The 14,235-nt window shown below is 74.5% G+C and carries 16 protein-coding genes; 4 read left to right on the forward strand and 12 right to left on the reverse strand.

The features are described from left to right. Nucleotide 1 precedes the first annotated feature (1 nt). A complete protein-coding gene (gene hisI / locus IE313_RS07030) occupies nt 2-424 on the reverse strand; it encodes a phosphoribosyl-AMP cyclohydrolase (RefSeq protein WP_189930070.1) in 423 nt (140 codons plus the stop codon). Nucleotides 425-527: 103 nt separating this feature from the next. Here hisI and IE313_RS07035 point away from each other — a divergent pair, with 103 nt between their 5' ends. Continuing rightward, the gene (locus IE313_RS07035; RefSeq protein ID WP_189930071.1) at nt 528-1,163 is read left to right on the forward strand and encodes a TIGR03085 family metal-binding protein; all 636 of its coding nucleotides are present in this window, start codon (nt 528-530) and stop codon (nt 1,161-1,163) included. Nucleotides 1,164-1,596: 433 nt separating this feature from the next. Here the strand turns inward: IE313_RS07035 and hisF are convergent, their stop codons facing one another. Genes hisF through hisD form a run of 8 tightly spaced genes read right to left on the reverse strand, consistent with a single transcriptional unit; the run spans nt 1,597 to nt 7,472 of the window. Beyond that, nucleotides 1,597-2,361: an imidazole glycerol phosphate synthase subunit HisF gene (gene hisF / locus IE313_RS07040; protein WP_189930072.1), complete on the reverse strand. Its 765-nt coding sequence runs from the start codon at nt 2,359-2,361 to the stop codon at nt 1,597-1,599. Next, the gene (locus tag IE313_RS07045) at nt 2,358-2,816 is read right to left on the reverse strand and encodes a RidA family protein (protein WP_189930073.1); all 459 of its coding nucleotides are present in this window, start codon (nt 2,814-2,816) and stop codon (nt 2,358-2,360) included. Before IE313_RS07045 ends, hisF begins: the two co-directional genes overlap by 4 nt. Then, on the reverse strand, nt 2,813-3,556 hold the full coding sequence (priA, locus tag IE313_RS07050) for a bifunctional 1-(5-phosphoribosyl)-5-((5-phosphoribosylamino)methylideneamino)imidazole-4-carboxamide isomerase/phosphoribosylanthranilate isomerase PriA (protein ID WP_189930074.1): 744 nt from the start codon (nt 3,554-3,556) through the stop codon (nt 2,813-2,815). Before priA ends, IE313_RS07045 begins: the two co-directional genes overlap by 4 nt. Nucleotides 3,557-3,558: 2 nt before the next feature. Then, nucleotides 3,559-4,215 (reverse strand): imidazole glycerol phosphate synthase subunit HisH, encoded by a 657-nt coding sequence (hisH, locus tag IE313_RS07055; protein WP_373316929.1) that lies wholly within the window; start codon nt 4,213-4,215, stop codon nt 3,559-3,561. Next, nucleotides 4,206-4,370 carry a CG2302 family histidine operon protein gene (locus tag IE313_RS07060; protein ID WP_189930076.1) on the reverse strand — a complete coding sequence of 55 codons (165 nt, stop codon included), beginning with the start codon at nt 4,368-4,370 and terminating at the stop codon, nt 4,206-4,208. The genes hisH and IE313_RS07060 overlap by 10 nt, the downstream gene beginning before the upstream one ends. Before the next feature lie 2 nt (nt 4,371-4,372). Beyond that, nucleotides 4,373-4,966, reverse strand: a complete 594-nt coding sequence (hisB, locus tag IE313_RS07065) for an imidazoleglycerol-phosphate dehydratase HisB (protein ID WP_189930077.1) — start codon at nt 4,964-4,966, stop codon at nt 4,373-4,375. Continuing rightward, nucleotides 4,963-6,135 carry a histidinol-phosphate transaminase gene (locus IE313_RS07070; protein WP_189930078.1) on the reverse strand — a complete coding sequence of 391 codons (1,173 nt, stop codon included), beginning with the start codon at nt 6,133-6,135 and terminating at the stop codon, nt 4,963-4,965. The genes hisB and IE313_RS07070 overlap by 4 nt, the downstream gene beginning before the upstream one ends. Beyond that, complete coding sequence (gene hisD, locus IE313_RS07075) at nt 6,132-7,472, reverse strand: histidinol dehydrogenase (protein WP_189930079.1); 1,341 nt, start codon at nt 7,470-7,472, stop codon at nt 6,132-6,134. The genes IE313_RS07070 and hisD overlap by 4 nt, the downstream gene beginning before the upstream one ends. A gap of 460 nt (nt 7,473-7,932) precedes the next feature. Between hisD and IE313_RS07080 the strand changes: the two genes are divergently transcribed. From IE313_RS07080 to ybaK, 3 genes are all read left to right on the forward strand, one after another. Continuing rightward, nucleotides 7,933-9,447 (forward strand): oxidoreductase, encoded by a 1,515-nt coding sequence (locus IE313_RS07080; RefSeq protein ID WP_373316944.1) that lies wholly within the window; start codon nt 7,933-7,935, stop codon nt 9,445-9,447. Between the two features lie 143 nt (nt 9,448-9,590). Continuing rightward, on the forward strand, nt 9,591-10,331 hold the full coding sequence (locus IE313_RS07085) for an LON peptidase substrate-binding domain-containing protein (RefSeq protein ID WP_189930081.1): 741 nt from the start codon (nt 9,591-9,593) through the stop codon (nt 10,329-10,331). A gap of 110 nt (nt 10,332-10,441) precedes the next feature. Further along, nucleotides 10,442-10,954, forward strand: a complete 513-nt coding sequence (gene ybaK, locus IE313_RS07090; RefSeq protein ID WP_189930082.1) for a Cys-tRNA(Pro) deacylase — start codon at nt 10,442-10,444, stop codon at nt 10,952-10,954. Nucleotides 10,955-11,318: 364 nt separating this feature from the next. Here the strand turns inward: ybaK and IE313_RS07095 are convergent, their stop codons facing one another. The 3 genes from IE313_RS07095 to IE313_RS07105 all read right to left on the reverse strand — a co-directional run bounded on the left by IE313_RS07095 (nt 11,319) and on the right by IE313_RS07105 (nt 14,153). Further along, nucleotides 11,319-11,987, reverse strand: a complete 669-nt coding sequence (locus IE313_RS07095; RefSeq protein ID WP_189930083.1) for an AAA family ATPase — start codon at nt 11,985-11,987, stop codon at nt 11,319-11,321. Between the two features lie 34 nt (nt 11,988-12,021). Beyond that, a complete protein-coding gene (locus IE313_RS07100; protein ID WP_229924438.1) occupies nt 12,022-13,041 on the reverse strand; it encodes an ABC transporter permease in 1,020 nt (339 codons plus the stop codon). Between the two features lie 95 nt (nt 13,042-13,136). Then, nucleotides 13,137-14,153 (reverse strand): ABC transporter ATP-binding protein, encoded by a 1,017-nt coding sequence (locus IE313_RS07105; protein ID WP_189930271.1) that lies wholly within the window; start codon nt 14,151-14,153, stop codon nt 13,137-13,139. Between the last annotated feature and the right edge of the window lie 82 nt (nt 14,154-14,235).

Here is a 14,235-nt window from a genome sequence, read left to right on the forward strand (position 1 = left end):
CTTACTGATGCTCGCCGGCGCCGTGCCCGGCGCGGCGTGCGGCGGTGTCACCGCCCGGTTGCGGGAGCGCCAGCACGTCGGCGTCGAAGCAGGTGTGCGCGCCGGTGTGGCAGGCGGCGCCGACCTGGTCGACCCGGACCAGGAGGGTGTCCGCGTCGCAGTCCAGGGCGACCGACTTCACGTACTGCGCATGGCCCGAGGTGTCGCCCTTCACCCAGTACTCACGGCGGCTGCGCGACCAGTAGGTGCAGCGTCCCGTGGTGAGGGTGCGGTGCAGCGCCTCGTCGTCCATCCAGCCGAGCATCAGCACCTCTCCGGTGTCGTACTGCTGGGCGATGGCGGGGACGAGCCCGTCGGCGTCGCGCTTGAGTCGGGCGGCGATCGCGGGGTCGAGCTGGCTGGGCTGCCGGGGCGTGCTGGTCATGGGTGCCATTGTGCGCGATCCGTGTGACGCGGCGGGACACGGTCCGGTCCGCGGACGGGGTGGCTCCGCCCGCTGACCCCGGGTGCGGTCGTACCCTTGTGCCATGTCGACCCATGCCAAGCGTGAACGGCTCCTCCTCGCGGATCTGTTGGAGGGCGCCGGCCCCGAGGCGCCGACGCTCTGCGACGGCTGGCTCACCCGTGACCTCGCGGCCCATGTGGTGGTGCGCGAGCGCCGCGCCGACGCGGCGGGCGGGCTCGTGATCAAGCAGTTGGCCGGGCGTCTTGAGCGGGTGCAGGCGGAGTTCGCCGCCAAGCCGTACGAGGAGCTGATCCGGCTGATCCGCACCGGTCCGCCGCGTTTTTCGCCGTACGCGCTCAAGCAGATCGACGAGGCGGCGAACGCGGTCGAGTTCTATGTGCACGCCGAGGACGTGCGCCGGGCCCAGCCGGACTGGACGCCGCGGGTGCTCGACCCGGTCTTCGCCGACGCGCTCTGGTCGCGCCTGGAGAGGTCGGCGCGGCTGCTGGGCCGCAAGTCGCCGGTCGGCCTGGTGCTGCGCCGCCCCGACGGCCGCACGGCCGTGGCCCGGCGGGGCACCCCGGTGGTCACGGCCGTCGGCGAGCCCGGTGAGCTGACGATGTTCCTGTTCGGCCGGCAGCAGCAGGCCGACGTGGAACTGGAGGGCGAGCAGGAGGCCGTCGGCAGGCTGCGCGGCGCGGACCGGCTCGGCATGTAGGCGCACCGGCTCGGCATGCAGTACGGCAGCGGCCGTTCCCGCCCCGCTGCGCGGCTGCCCGGCGCGCCCCGGTCCCGTGCGTCGGTGGGTCGCACCGGACCTGCGCCGGGGAAGCCGACGGGGCCGGCACGGCTCGCCGCGGTCACGGCGGCCGGGTGAACGGGCCCGGGGGCCCGGGCCCCGGCGCCCCGCGGCCCCCTGTGTTCCGGCCGCCCCACCACCCGGGCCGTGCGGCCCCACCTGCCCCGCAGCCGCCACGGCGGCACGGCCTCCGCGGCAGGGGCTCGGGGGTGCGTCCCCGGCGGCACGGGTGCCGCCCGCCCGGCGGGACGCCGTGTCCGCGGGCCACCGCTGCCGTGGGCGCCGGCGCCCGTGCCCGGCTCGACGGCCGCCGGTGTCCACCGCTCCGTCCGTGCCCACCGCTCCGTCCGCGCTACCGGACCGGCCGCCCCGCGTCCCGCAGGGTCTGCTTCACGTCGGTGATGCGCAGGTCGCCGAAGTGGAAGACGGAGGCGGCGAGCACCGCGTCGGCGCCGGCTCCGACGGCGGGCGGGAAGTCGGCCAGGGTGCCGGCGCCGCCGGAGGCGATCACGGGAACGGTGACGTGCTTGCGGACGGCGGCGATCATCTCCAGGTCGTAGCCCTCCTTGGTGCCGTCCGCGTCCATCGAGTTGAGCAGGATCTCCCCCGCGCCCAGCTCCGCCGCGCGGTGCGCCCACTCGACGGCGTCGATGCCGGTGCCGCGGCGGCCGCCGTGGGTGGTCACCTCGAAGCTGCCGCCCGGCACGGCGTCGCTCCTGCGGGCGTCCACCGAGAGCACCAGCACCTGGCGGCCGAACCGCTCCGCGATCTCCCTGATCAGCTCCGGGCGGGCGATGGCGGCCGTGTTGACGCCGACCTTGTCCGCCCCGGCCCGCAGCAGCCGGTCGACGTCGTCCGCGGTGCGCACGCCGCCGCCCACGGTGAGCGGTATGAAGACCTGCTCGGCGGTGCGCCGGACCACGTCGTAGGTGGTCTCGCGGTTGCCGGAGGAAGCCGTGATGTCCAGGAAGGTCAGCTCGTCGGCGCCTTCCGCGTCGTACGCCTTGGCCATCTCGACGGGATCACCCGCATCGCGCAGGTTGCGGAAGTTGACCCCCTTGACCACCCGGCCGCTGTCCACGTCCAGGCACGGGATGACTCGGACCGCCAGGGTCATGGTGCGCCTTCTCCTCCGGATTCCGCTCGCTGCTGGTCCTTCTGCCGGTGCGCCGGCCCCGCGTCCCCGGCCAGGAACGCCTCCAGTTCCACCTCGACCAGGATGCGCGGGTCGACGAAACCGGAGACGACCACCAGGGTCGCGACGGGCCGCGCGTCCTTGAAGAGCTCCCGGTGCGCCCGGCCCACCTCCTCCACGTCACGGGGGTGCGTCAGATACATCCGCGTGCGGATCACGGACTCCACGCCGAGTCCGAACGCGCCGATGGCCTCCAGGGCGTTGGCGAAGGCCACCCTGGCCTGCTCGTACGGGTCGCCCTCGCCGAACAGCACCGCGCCCTTGAAGGCGGTCGTACCGCCGACGAGGACCCGGTCGCCCGCCGCCACGGCCCGGGCGGAGCCGATGCTGTCCTCCCAGGGCGAGCCGCTCTGCACGCGCCGTACGCCGGATGTCACGGTGCCACCGCCCGTACCGTCTCCAGGGCCTCCTCCAGGGTGAACGCCTTGGCGTACAGGGCCTTGCCGACGATGGCGCCCTCCACCCCGTCGGGCACCAGCGCGGCGATGGCCCGCAGGTCCGCCAGGGACGAGACGCCCCCGGAGGCCACCACCGGACGGTCGGTGGCCGCGCACACCGAGCGGAGCAGGTCGAGGTTGGGGCCCTGGAGCGTGCCGTCCTTGGCGATGTCGGTGACCACGTACCGGGCGCAGCCCTCGGTGTCGAGCCGTTCCAGGGTCTCGTAGAGGTCGCCGCCGTCGCGGGTCCAGCCGCGGCCGCGCAGCGTCGTGCCGCGCACGTCGAGGCCCACCGCGATCCGCTCGCCGTGCTCGGCGATCACCTTGGCGACCCACTCGGGGGTCTCCAGCGCCGCGGTGCCCAGGTTCACCCGGGTGCAGCCGGTGGCGAGGGCCGCGAGGAGGGTGTCGTCGTCGCGGATGCCGCCGGAGAGCTCGACCTTGATGTCCATGGCGCGGGTGACCTCGGCGATCAGTGCGCGGTTGTCGCCGGTGCCGAACGCGGCGTCCAGGTCGACCAGGTGCAGCCACTTCGCGCCGGCCCGCTGCCAGGCGAGCGCGGCCTCCAGCGGCGAGCCGTAGGACGTCTCCGTGCCGGACTCACCGTGCACGAGGCGGACGGCCTGGCCGTCGCGGACGTCGACGGCGGGAAGGAGTTCGAGCGTACGGGTCTCGGCCATGGTCACAGGGTCTCGATCCAGTTGGAGAGGAGCTGGGCTCCGGCGTCGCCGGACTTCTCGGGGTGGAACTGGGTGGCCCACAGGGCGCCGTTCTCCACGGCGGACACGAACGGCTCGCCGTGCGTGGACCACGTGACCCTGGGGGCTCGCAGCCTCGGGTTCACGGTCTCCAACGACCAGTGGTGGACCGCGTAGGAGTGCACGAAGTAGAACCGGGCCCCGGTGTCGACGCCCGCGAACAGCTCGGAGTCGGCCGGCGGCTCGACGGTGTTCCAGCCCATGTGCGGGACGATGTCGGCCTTCAGCGGCTCGACCGTGCCCGGCCACTCTGCCAGGCCGTCGCTCCGCACCCCGTGCTCGACGCCGTCGGCGAACAGGATCTGCATGCCGACGCAGATGCCCATGACGGGCCGCCCGCCGGACAGCCGGCGGTCCACGATCCAGTCGCCGCGGGCCGCCTTGAGCCCCTTCATGCAGGCGGCGAAGGCGCCGACCCCGGGCACGAGCAGGCCGTCCGCGTTCATCGCGGCCTCGTAGTCACCGGTGATCTCGACCTCGGCCCCGGCGCGGGCGACGGCGCGTTCCGCCGAGCGGACGTTCCCGAAGCCGTAGTCGAAGACGACGACCCGTTTGGGGGACGTGCGGGAACTCAATTCCACACCCCCAGTCGCAGGACACCGGCGACCAGGCACATCCCGGCGCCGAGGGACAGCAGCACGATGAGGCTCCTCGGCATCTGCTGGCGGACGAAGGAGACGATGCCGCCGACGAGGAAGAGCCCGATGAGGATCAGGGCGGTGGACGCACCGGTCATGGCTACAGGGCGCCCTTCGTCGACGGGAGGATGCCGGCGGCCCGCGGGTCGCGCTCGCTGGCGTAGCGCAGCGCCCGCGCCAGCGCCTTGAACTGGCACTCCACGATGTGGTGGGCGTTGCGCCCGTAAGGGACGTGGACGTGCAGGGCGACCTGGGCCTGGGCGACGAAGGACTCCAGGATGTGGCGGGTCATCGTGGTGTCGTAGGCACCGATCATCGGCGCCATCTGCTCCGGCTCGCTGTGCACCAGGTAGGGGCGGCCGGACAGGTCGACGGTGACCTGCGCGAGCGCCTCGTCGAGCGGCACCGTGCAGTTGCCGAAGCGGTAGATGCCGACCTTGTCGCCGAGGGCCTGCCGGAAGGCGGCACCGAGCGCGAGCGCGGTGTCCTCGATGGTGTGGTGGGCGTCGATGTGCAGGTCGCCCTCGGTCTTCACGGTCAGGTCGAACAGGCCGTGCCTGCCGAGCTGGTCGAGCATGTGGTCGTAGAAGCCGACCCCCGTGGAGACGGCGACCTGCCCGGTGCCGTCGAGGTCGATCTCGACCACGGTCGAGGTTTCCTTGGTGGTGCGTTCCACCCGCCCGATGCGGCTCATCCGTGCTGCTCCTGCTCCTTCTTGAGGTCGCGTACCGCATCGAGGAACGCGTCGTTCTCCTGCGGGGTGCCCGCGGACACCCGCAGCCAGCCCGGTACGCCGTTGTCCCTGACCAGGACGCCCCTGGTCAGGATCTGCCGCCATGCGGCGCGGGCGCCCCCGGGTTCCGGGAAGCGGCCGAACTGTACGAAGTTCGCGTCCGACTCTGTCACCTCGTACCCGATCGTACGCAGCTCGGCCACCAGCCGGTCGCGTTCGGCCTTGAGCTGCTCGACGTACTTCAGGAGCGTGTCGGTGTGCTCCAGGGCGGCGAGCGCGGTGGCCTGGGTGACGGCCGAGAGGTGGTACGGCAGGCGGACCAGTTGCACGGCGTCCACCACCGCCGGGTCCGCGGCGAGGTAGCCGAGCCGCAGGCCGGCCGCGCCGAACGCCTTCGACATGGTCCGCGACAGCACCAGGTGCGGCCGCCCGGCGAGCAGCGGAAGCAGCGACGTGCCGTGGCTGAACTCGACGTACGCCTCGTCGACGATCACCATGGACGGCTTGGCGCGCTGTGCGGCCTCGTACAGCGCGAGGACCGTCTCGGCGGGGACGGCGTTGCCGGTGGGGTTGTTCGGGGTGGTGACGAAGACCACGTCCGGGCGGTGCTCGGCAATGGCGCGGACCGCGGTCTCGGGGTCGAGGGTGAAGTCGTCCGCGCGGGGGCCCGAGACCCAGGCGGTGCCGGTGCCGCGGGCGATCAGGCTGTGCATCGAGTACGACGGCTCGAAGCCGAGTGCGGTGCGGCCGGGGCCGCCGAACGTCTGGAGCAGTTGCTGGATCACCTCGTTCGAGCCGTTCGCGGCCCAGACGTGGGCCGCACCGAGCTCGGGGGCGCTGTCGGGGCCGGTCGCGTTGAGGTAGTCGGCGAGCGCGGTGCGCAGCTCGACGGCGTCGCGGTCGGGGTAGCGGTTCAGGTTCCTCGCCACCTCGCGGACCCGCTCGGCGATGCGCTCGACGAGCGGTTCGGGCAGCGGGTACGGGTTCTCGTTGGTGTTCAGCCGGACGGGCACGTCGAGCTGCGGGGCGCCGTAGGGGCTCTTGCCGCGCAGTTCCTCGCGGACCGGCAGGTCGTCGATGCGCGTCGTACCCGCGCCGGCCGCGGGGACGGGGATGTCGATGCCGGTCATGTGCGGGGCACCTTCCACTCGAACCTCGCCTTGATCGCCGCGCCGTGCGCGGGCAGGTCCTCCGCCTCGGCGAGCGCGACCACGTGGTGGGCGACCTCGGCGAGCGCCTGCCGGGTGTAGTCGACGATGTGGATGCCGCGCAGGAAGGACTGCACGGACAGGCCCGAGGAGTGGCAGGCGCAGCCTCCGGTGGGCAGGACGTGGTTGGAGCCCGCGCAGTAGTCGCCCAGGGAGACGGGCGCCCAGGGGCCGACGAAGACGGCGCCGGCGTTGCGCACCCGCTGGGCCACGGCGGACGCGTCCGCGGTCTGGATCTCCAGGTGCTCCGCGGCGTAGGCGTCGACCACGCGCAGGCCCGCGTCGAGCCCGTCGACCAGCACGATCGCGGACTGCCGGCCGGCCAGGGCGGGCGCGATGCGGTCCTCGACGTGCTTGGCGGCCGCGACCTGCGGCGCCAGTTCGCGCTCGACGGCGTCGGCCAGCTCCGGCGAGTCGGTGACCAGCACGGCGGCGGCCAGCGGGTCGTGCTCGGCCTGGCTGATCAGGTCGGCGGCCACGTGCACCGGGTCGGCGGTGTCGTCCGCGAGGACGGCGATCTCGGTGGGGCCCGCTTCCGCGTCGATGCCGATCCGGCCCTTGAGGAGGCGCTTGGCGGCGGCGACGTAGATGTTGCCCGGGCCGGTGACGAGGTCGACCGCGGGGCAGTCCTCGGTGCCGTACGCGAACATGGCGACGGCCTGGGCGCCGCCCGCCGCGTAGACCTCGTCGACGCCGAGCAGTGCGCAGGCGGCGAGGATCGTGGGGTGCGGCAGCCCCCTGAAGACACCGAGAGCACCTTCACCGGCCTGCGGCGGCGAGGCGACAGCGACGGCGCGCACGCCCGCCTCCTGGGCGGGCACGACGTTCATCACCACGGACGACGGATACACCGAGCGGCCGCCGGGGACGTAGAGGCCGACCCGCTCGACCGGCACCCACTTCTCGGTGACGGTGCCGCCCGGTACGACCTGGGTGGTGACGGTGGCGCGGCGCTGCTCGCGGTGCACGAGCCGGGCGCGCCGGACGGACTCCTCCAGGGCGGCGCGCACCGCCGGGTCCAGCCCTGCGAGGGCCGCCCGGAGCGCGTCGGCGGGCACCCTCAGCCGCTCCGGACGGACCCCGTCGAACTTCTCCCCCCACTCGAGGACCGCCGCCGAGCCGCGATGGTGGACGTCGTCGCAGATGGGCCGCACCTTCTCCAGGGCGGCTTGCACGTCGAACTCGGCTCGCGGCAGCAGGTCGCGCAGGGCGGCGCCCTCGGGGAGGGCGTCGCCGCGCAGATCGATTCGGGAGATCACAGGGCCAATTCTCGCAGACCGCCGGATCCGTCAGGACGTCCGTATCACTGACTGATACACCGCGCCGGGACGGCCCCGGGCACCCGGTGGGGACACGTTGTCCAACTCGGCGTCACCAAGGGCTTTCAGACCGTCACCGACCGGGCATCACCGTTGTACGAAAGCGCCTAGTAGTCGGGCCCCGGCATACGGGAGAGTGATCCGCGCACCGTACGCGGCCCGCCGGGCACCCCGCGGTGGCGGGCGCCCGTGCCGACGGCCTCGGGCGCCGCGCCGGCACCCCGTGGACACGCATGCCGATCGGGACGATCGGGATGTCCTGGGTCGATACCAGCGTGGCGGACGAGACGCACGGGGCGCACGGGACGAGCAGGACGACAGAACGGGGACGAGGATCGTGGTCGACGGCACCACCAGCACGGGGGAACTGCCGGACGGACTGACCAGCGCCGAGGTGGGCATGTGGCAGGCCTTCCGCAACGGCAGCGTCTACGACCTGCGGAGCGGCGACGCGGCCGTCGACGATCCGCACGGCGGGCACCCCTGGGGGCCGGAGCGCAGCGTACGGGCCCGCATCGTGGCGTGGCTGCTGCTGGACGGGCCGCCCGCACTGCCGGGCCGGGTGTCGTCGCTGAAGCTGTTCGGCGTGCAGATCGTCGGTGTGCTCGATCTGGCGGGCGGTCTGGTGCTGCCCTACGTCGAGCTCAAGGGATGCCGTTTCGAGAAGGAGATACTCCTCCCGGAGGCGCGGCTGACCACCCTGCGGCTGCTCGACTGCTCCATACCGCGCCTGGAGGCGGCGCGGCTGCACACGGAGGGCGACCTGCATCTGGCCCGGTGCCGCCTCCAGCACGGCATACGGCTCACCGACGCGCACATCGGCACGGACCTGCTGCTCAACCAGGCCGTGGTGTACCGCGACCGGCGCAGCCGGGCGATCATGGGCGACGGGCTGAGCGTCGGCCAGGACCTCCAGGCCGAGCTGATGGAGTCGTACGGCGAACTGAGCCTGCGCGGCGCCCAGATCGGCGTGTCGCTCAGCCTGCGCGGCAGCCGCCTGTTCCACCCGCACGGCCGCCGGGCGCTCAACGCCCCGCAACTGACCGTGGAGCGCTCGCTCTACCTGACCCCGGCGAGCGTCGCCGACCCGGTGCTGACCAGCGGTGCCACGCCCGCGCGCGGCACCCGCGTGCAGCGGTTCGAGTGCCATGGCGGCATCCGGCTCGACGACGGCCGCTTCGGCGACGCCATCGACATGGAGCAGGCCCGCTTCGTCCTGGAGAACGACCAGGAGGTGTCCCTGCGCCGCGTCCAGACACCGGAGCTGCGCTTCCTCGGTGAGCGGCCGCAGCGCGGGCGGGTCGTGCTGTCGGGCGCGCGGATCGTCACCCTCGTCGACAAGGCGGCGAGCTGGCCGCGGGCCGGTGGCCTGTCGATGGGCGGGTTCAGCTACGAGAGCCTGGTGCCGCGCGGGCCCTTCTCGCTGTCGCTGCGCCTGGAGTGGCTGGCCGCCGCCACGCCCGAGTACAACCCGGAGCCGTACGAGAAGCTGGCGGCGGTGCTGCGCAGCTCCGGCGAGGACGCGGAGGCCCGTGTGGTGCTGCTCGCCAAGCAGCGCAGGCGGCGGGCGACACTGCCGCTGGCGGCGAAGCTGTGGGGCTACGCACAGGACTGGACGGTGGCGTACGGGTACCGGCCGGGCCGTGCGGCGCTGTGGATGGCGGTGCTCTGGGCGGCCAGCGCCATCGCCTTCTCGCACGCCTCGCACCCGCCGATCAAGGCGGAGGAGCATCCGGACTGGAACGCCCCGCTGTTCGCGCTCGACCTGCTGATCCCGGTGATCAACCTCGGTCAGGACGGCTACTGGAAGCTGCACAGCGGCTGGCAGTGGGCTGCCGCCGTCGTCATCTGCCTCGGCTGGATCCTGGCGACGACGGTGGCGGCGGGCGCCACGCGGCTGCTGCGCAGGGGGTGAGCGGCGGGCGTCCCGCCCCGGGGCGCGGGCCTTTCGCCGGGGCGCCGGCCGGGGGCGCGGACGGCCGGGATCCGACGCCTGCGAACCGCTTGCTGAGCGGACACCGCGCGCCACGGGCGCGCGGGCCATTAGGCTTGCGGCTCGTGACGACCGTCCGGCTGCCGCTCTTCCCACTGAACTCGGTGCTGTTCCCGGGTCTGGTACTGCCCCTGAACGTCTTCGAGGAGCGCTACCGCGCCATGATGCGCGAGCTGCTCAAGACACCCGACGGCGAACCGCGCAGGTTCGCCGTCGTGGCCATCCGCGACGGGCACGAGGTCGCGCCGAGCGCCCCGGGCCTGCCGGACCAGACGGCGCAGCCCGAGCGCGGCCCGGCGGCCGGCTTCGGCAGCGATCCCGCGAAGGCCTTCCACGCCGTGGGCTGCATCGCGGACGCGGCGACCGTCCGGGAGCGCGCGGACGGCAGCTTCGAGGTCCTGGCGACCGGCACCACCCGGGTCCGCATCGGCTCGGTGGACGCCTCGGGGGCGTTCCTGACCGCGGAGCTGGAGGAGCTGCCCGAGGAACCGGGCGACGAGGCGGGAGCGCTGGCCGAGGGGGTGCTGCGGGCCTTCAGGTCGTACCAGAAGCGGCTGGCCGGAGCGCGGGAGCGGTCGCTGTCCACGGACGCGGAGCTGCCGGACGAGCCGTCCGTGGTGTCGTACCTGGTGGCCGCGGCCGCGGTGCTCGACACGCCGACCAAGCAGCGGCTGCTGCAGGCTCCTGACACCGCCTCGCGGCTCCGCGACGAGCTGCGGCTGCTGCGCACGGAGACGGCCGTGATCCGCTCGCTGCCGTCGCTGCCCATGACGGACCTCACCCGCAGCCCGACCAGCCTCAACTGACACCGGACTCAACTGGCACCAGCCGCACCGGCCGGCGCGGTGGCACCCGGCGCCGGCGGCCCCCGGGCGCGGGCCGACCCCGAGCGTCCGCGAGCCCCCTGGAAGGACCGATGGCGAAGAAGGCAGCGAAGGCCCGCGCCCGGCAGCAGGCGGGCGGCACGCCCGCGACCGTCGCGCTCGCCGCGGCGGGCGCCGACTTCACACTGCACTCCTACGTGCACGATCCGGCGCATCCCTCGTACGGGGAGGAGGCCGCCGAGGCCATGGGGGTATCACCCGACCGGGTGTTCAAGACACTCGTGGCGGACGTGGACGGCGCGCTCACCGTCGCCGTCGTACCGGTCTCCGGCTCGCTCGACCTCAAGGCACTGGCCGCCGCGGTGGGCGGCAAGCGGGCCGCCATGGCCGACCCTGCGGCCGCGGAGCGCACCACCGGCTATGTCCGCGGCGGCATCTCGCCGCTGGGCCAGCGCAGGCGGCTCCCCACGGTCCTCGACGCGTCGGCCGCCGGGCACAGCACGATCTGCGTCTCCGCGGGCCGCCGTGGCCTGGAGGTGGAGCTCGCTCCCGGCACCCTCGCCGCGCTGACGGGGGCGGTGGTGGCACCGGTCAGCAGGAGCTGACCGGCACGGCCCCGGCACGCCGCCCCTGCGGGCCCCTTGCCGGGGCGGCCCCTGCCGGGACCGGGCGTGCCGCTCCCGCGGTGCGCCACTCTCCGGGACGGCGCCCCGGCCGGGAGGCGGGCCGGGGACCGGAGGGCGGGGGCTTCGGGGCACACGGAAGCCGCGGCGTTCAGGCCAGCGGCTCCCCACGACGCGGGCCCGAGGGCCCCCACGACCCGGGCCCCGGGGGCCTCCACGGGGCCCGGGCACCAGCGGCGCTCCGCGCCTTCGGCCCCTGAGGGGTGCCGGTGCACGGCAGCCGGTACCGGCCCGGATGCGCTCGGGGGCCCGGCCCCGCAGCGCGCCCCGGCGCACGCGCGGGGTCTCAGTTCTCCGACGGGTACGGCCCCGCCTGCTCGTGCCCGTGCTCCTGCTCGAACTCGGGTTCGGGGTCGCGGGGGCCGAAAAGAGCCGTCAGGCCGAGGTGGACCAGGGTGGCCGCCACCGGCCAGGCGAGCAGCGCCCCCTTCGCCTTCAGTTCGAGCGGGGCGTCGAAGGTGACGCCCTTGCCGACCTGCCTGGCGTGGGCGGCGACGTCCGGGGTCGGCCCGAGCCAGATGCCCAGGCGCCAGGCCAGCAGCGCGCCGAGCAGCCCGCCCAGGGCGAGGGCGACGACCAGCGGGACGCCGCCCCGGCGGCTCACCAGGAAGACGGCCAGCGCGCTCAGCGCGCCGAAGCCGACCGCCAGCAGGGTGAAGACGCCGTCCACCCCGACGGCCTGCTCGCCCTCGCTGTCCTTGAGGTAGACCGCCTGGTCGTCCGCGATCAGCGGCACGTGCGGCGCGAGCCACAGCCACAGCAGGCCGAGCAGCACGCCGCAGAGCGCCACCACGACCGTGACCACGGCCGCCTGCCGCACTTCGGTCTTCATACCGGGACCGTCCTCTCCGTACGGCGCGGGGGTCGCGGCCCCGTCTGCCGGTGCGGCGGGTACCTGGGGGTGCGGGTCGTGTGCGGGCTGGTGGTGCGGCGAAGGAGTCAACGGTGCGGTCACCCCCACATCGTGCCAAACGCCCTCGTGGAGTGCGTCACCGGACGGCCGCCCGGCGGTAGGCCCAGGTCGCCGCGGCCAGCGAGACGACGCCCACGGCCGCGCAGACCGCCAGGTCGAGTCCGACGGCGGGCCAGTCGGGGCGGGCGCCGAAGGCCCGTACGAATGCCTCCACCCCGTAGGTCGACGGGAGCAGGTCGCGTACGAACAGGATCGGCTCGGGCATCCGCCCGGCCGGCAGCACACCCAGCAGCAGCGCCGCCGACATGCCGAGCTGGCCGAGCAGCGTGGCCAGTTCGGGCCGCGGGGCGAGCAGTCCGAGGGCCGCACCCAGCCCGGAGAGCGCGGCGCCCGCCAGCGGGATCACCGCCACCAGCACCCAGAGGTGGGCGAGCGGCAGTTGGAAGAGGCCGCAGCCGACCACCGCGGTCACGACCGTGCCCGGCACCGTGAAGGAGGCGTACGCGGCGGCGGTGCCGAGGACCACGGCGGCGGGCGGCACGGGCAGGGTGGCGTAGTGGTCGAGCCCGCCGGCGGCACGCAACTGCCCGAAGTACTGGGCGAGCAGGTTGAGCGCGACGAAGGCGACGACGAGGACGGAGGATCCGGCCACCACGGCCCGCGCCCCGCTCGCGTCGTCGACCACGCCCCGCATCAGGATCATGATCCCCACGGACTGGAAGGTCGCCACGAACAGCAGCGGGATCCTGGCCACCCGCGCACGTGAGAGCTGGGCCCGGTAGACGGCACCGAGCGCGGGCAGCAGACGGGCCCGGGGCGCCAGGGCGACGGCATCCCGCCCCGAGCGGGCGGCCGACGGGTGCTCCCGGTCGCGGGCGGGCCCGCCACCGGCTCCGGTCTCCGGGGCGGCGGTGGGACGTGCGGGGTGGGCGGGGGCGCGGTCGGCACCGGCCGTGGTGGCGTCCGTGGAAGCCGCCCCGGCGTGTGCGGGGTCCCCGCCGGCGTGGGCGCCCGGGGGCGGCGCGGTGTCGCACGGGTGGTCGGGGCCGTACGCGGATGCGCCACCGCCGGTGGCCGGGGCGGGTGGGGCGCTCACCGTGCGCTGCTCCTTCTCGTCGCGTCCGAAGGGGCGGGCGGCACGGCCGCGGGGTCCGGTGGCCTTCCCATGGGTTCCTGCGGGGTGCGCCCAGCTCATGTCTTCACCAGTCCCTCGACGCCGGCCGCGCTGCCGCCGAGGGCCAGGTAGACGTCCTCCAGGCTCGGGGTGGCCAGGGTGAAGTCGTCCAGCGCGGCGAAGGCGTCGCCGCCGGTGACGGCGGCGACGGCGGCCCGTGCCTCGTCCGGCGCGAGCCGCAGGGCCCAGCGGCGCCCGGACTCGACGGCGGCCGGGCGCAGCGCGGCGACCTCCGGCAGCTCCAGCGGTGCCCTCTCGCGCCAGACCAGTTCGACACGCACCTCGCCCGCGACCCGCTCCTTGAGGCCGGCCGGCGTGTCGCAGGCGATGATCCGGCCGCGGTCGAGCACGGCGACCCGGTCGAGCACCGTCTCCGCCTCGATGACGTTGTGGGTGACCAGCAGCACCGTCGTGCCCCGCTCGGCACGGCGCCGGTCCACGGCGGCCCACACCGCGCGGCGCGCCACCGGGTCCATGCCCGTGGTCGGTTCGTCCAGGACGAGCAGCGGGCGCTCGCCGACCAGCGCGGCGGCGAGGCAGGCCAGTCGGCGCTGGCCGCCGGAAAGCTTCTTCAGCGGCCGGGCGGCCAGGGGGCCGAGCCCGAGTTCGTCGAGGACCGCGTCCCGCGCGGCGCGTGCCGCGCGGGCGGTCAGACCGCGCAGCCGTCCGGTGGTCTCCGCGGCCAGCGCGACGGTCAGCTCGTCCAGTGCGGTGGAGTCCTGACCGAGGTAGGCGAGGATGCGGGCGGCCCGCTCGGGGTGCCGCACGATGTCGTGGCCGAGGAGGTGGACGCTGCCCGCGTCGGGCCGCAGCAGGCCGGTGAGCTGGCGGACCAGGGTCGACTTGCCCGCGCCGTTGGGGCCGAGCAGCCCGAAGACCTCGCCGCGCCGGACGTCCAGCCGCACCCCGTCGGTGGCACGCACCGGGGGCTGTGCGGGCCTGCCGCGGCGGCCGCGCGCCGCGGGGTAGGTCTTGACCAGGTCCCGCACCGTGCACACGACGTCGGTGTCGTGTTCCGGCCATGCGGTGCGCATTCTCACGAAGCACGAGCCTACGGGGTCGAGCCCTCCGGGGCGCCTTTGGGGCACGCGTGCACCGCCGGGCGTCCCGGAAGGG

It is taken from the genome of Streptomyces sulfonofaciens, assembly GCF_014656295.1.
Classification (GTDB): domain Bacteria; phylum Actinomycetota; class Actinomycetes; order Streptomycetales; family Streptomycetaceae; genus Streptomyces; species Streptomyces sulfonofaciens.

Bases quoted from the DNA above. Each gene is read 5' to 3' on its own strand.
- IE313_RS07035 (WP_189930071.1), top strand. From the start codon at position 528: ATGTCGACCCATGCCAAGCGTGAACGGCTCCTCCTCGCGGATCTGTTG.
- hisF (WP_189930072.1), bottom strand. From the start codon at position 2,361: ATGACCCTGGCGGTCCGAGTCATCCCGTGCCTGGACGTGGACAGCGGC.
- hisI (WP_189930070.1), bottom strand. From the start codon at position 424: ATGACCAGCACGCCCCGGCAGCCCAGCCAGCTCGACCCCGCGATCGCC.
- ybaK (WP_189930082.1), top strand. From the start codon at position 10,442: ATGGCGAAGAAGGCAGCGAAGGCCCGCGCCCGGCAGCAGGCGGGCGGC.
- IE313_RS07070 (WP_189930078.1), bottom strand. From the start codon at position 6,135: ATGACCGGCATCGACATCCCCGTCCCCGCGGCCGGCGCGGGTACGACG.
- priA (WP_189930074.1), bottom strand. From the start codon at position 3,556: ATGGCCGAGACCCGTACGCTCGAACTCCTTCCCGCCGTCGACGTCCGC.
- IE313_RS07060 (WP_189930076.1), bottom strand. From the start codon at position 4,370: ATGACCGGTGCGTCCACCGCCCTGATCCTCATCGGGCTCTTCCTCGTC.
- IE313_RS07080 (WP_373316944.1), top strand. From the start codon at position 7,933: ATGTGGCAGGCCTTCCGCAACGGCAGCGTCTACGACCTGCGGAGCGGC.
- hisB (WP_189930077.1), bottom strand. From the start codon at position 4,966: ATGAGCCGCATCGGGCGGGTGGAACGCACCACCAAGGAAACCTCGACC.
- IE313_RS07105 (WP_189930271.1), bottom strand. From the start codon at position 14,153: ATGCGCACCGCATGGCCGGAACACGACACCGACGTCGTGTGCACGGTG.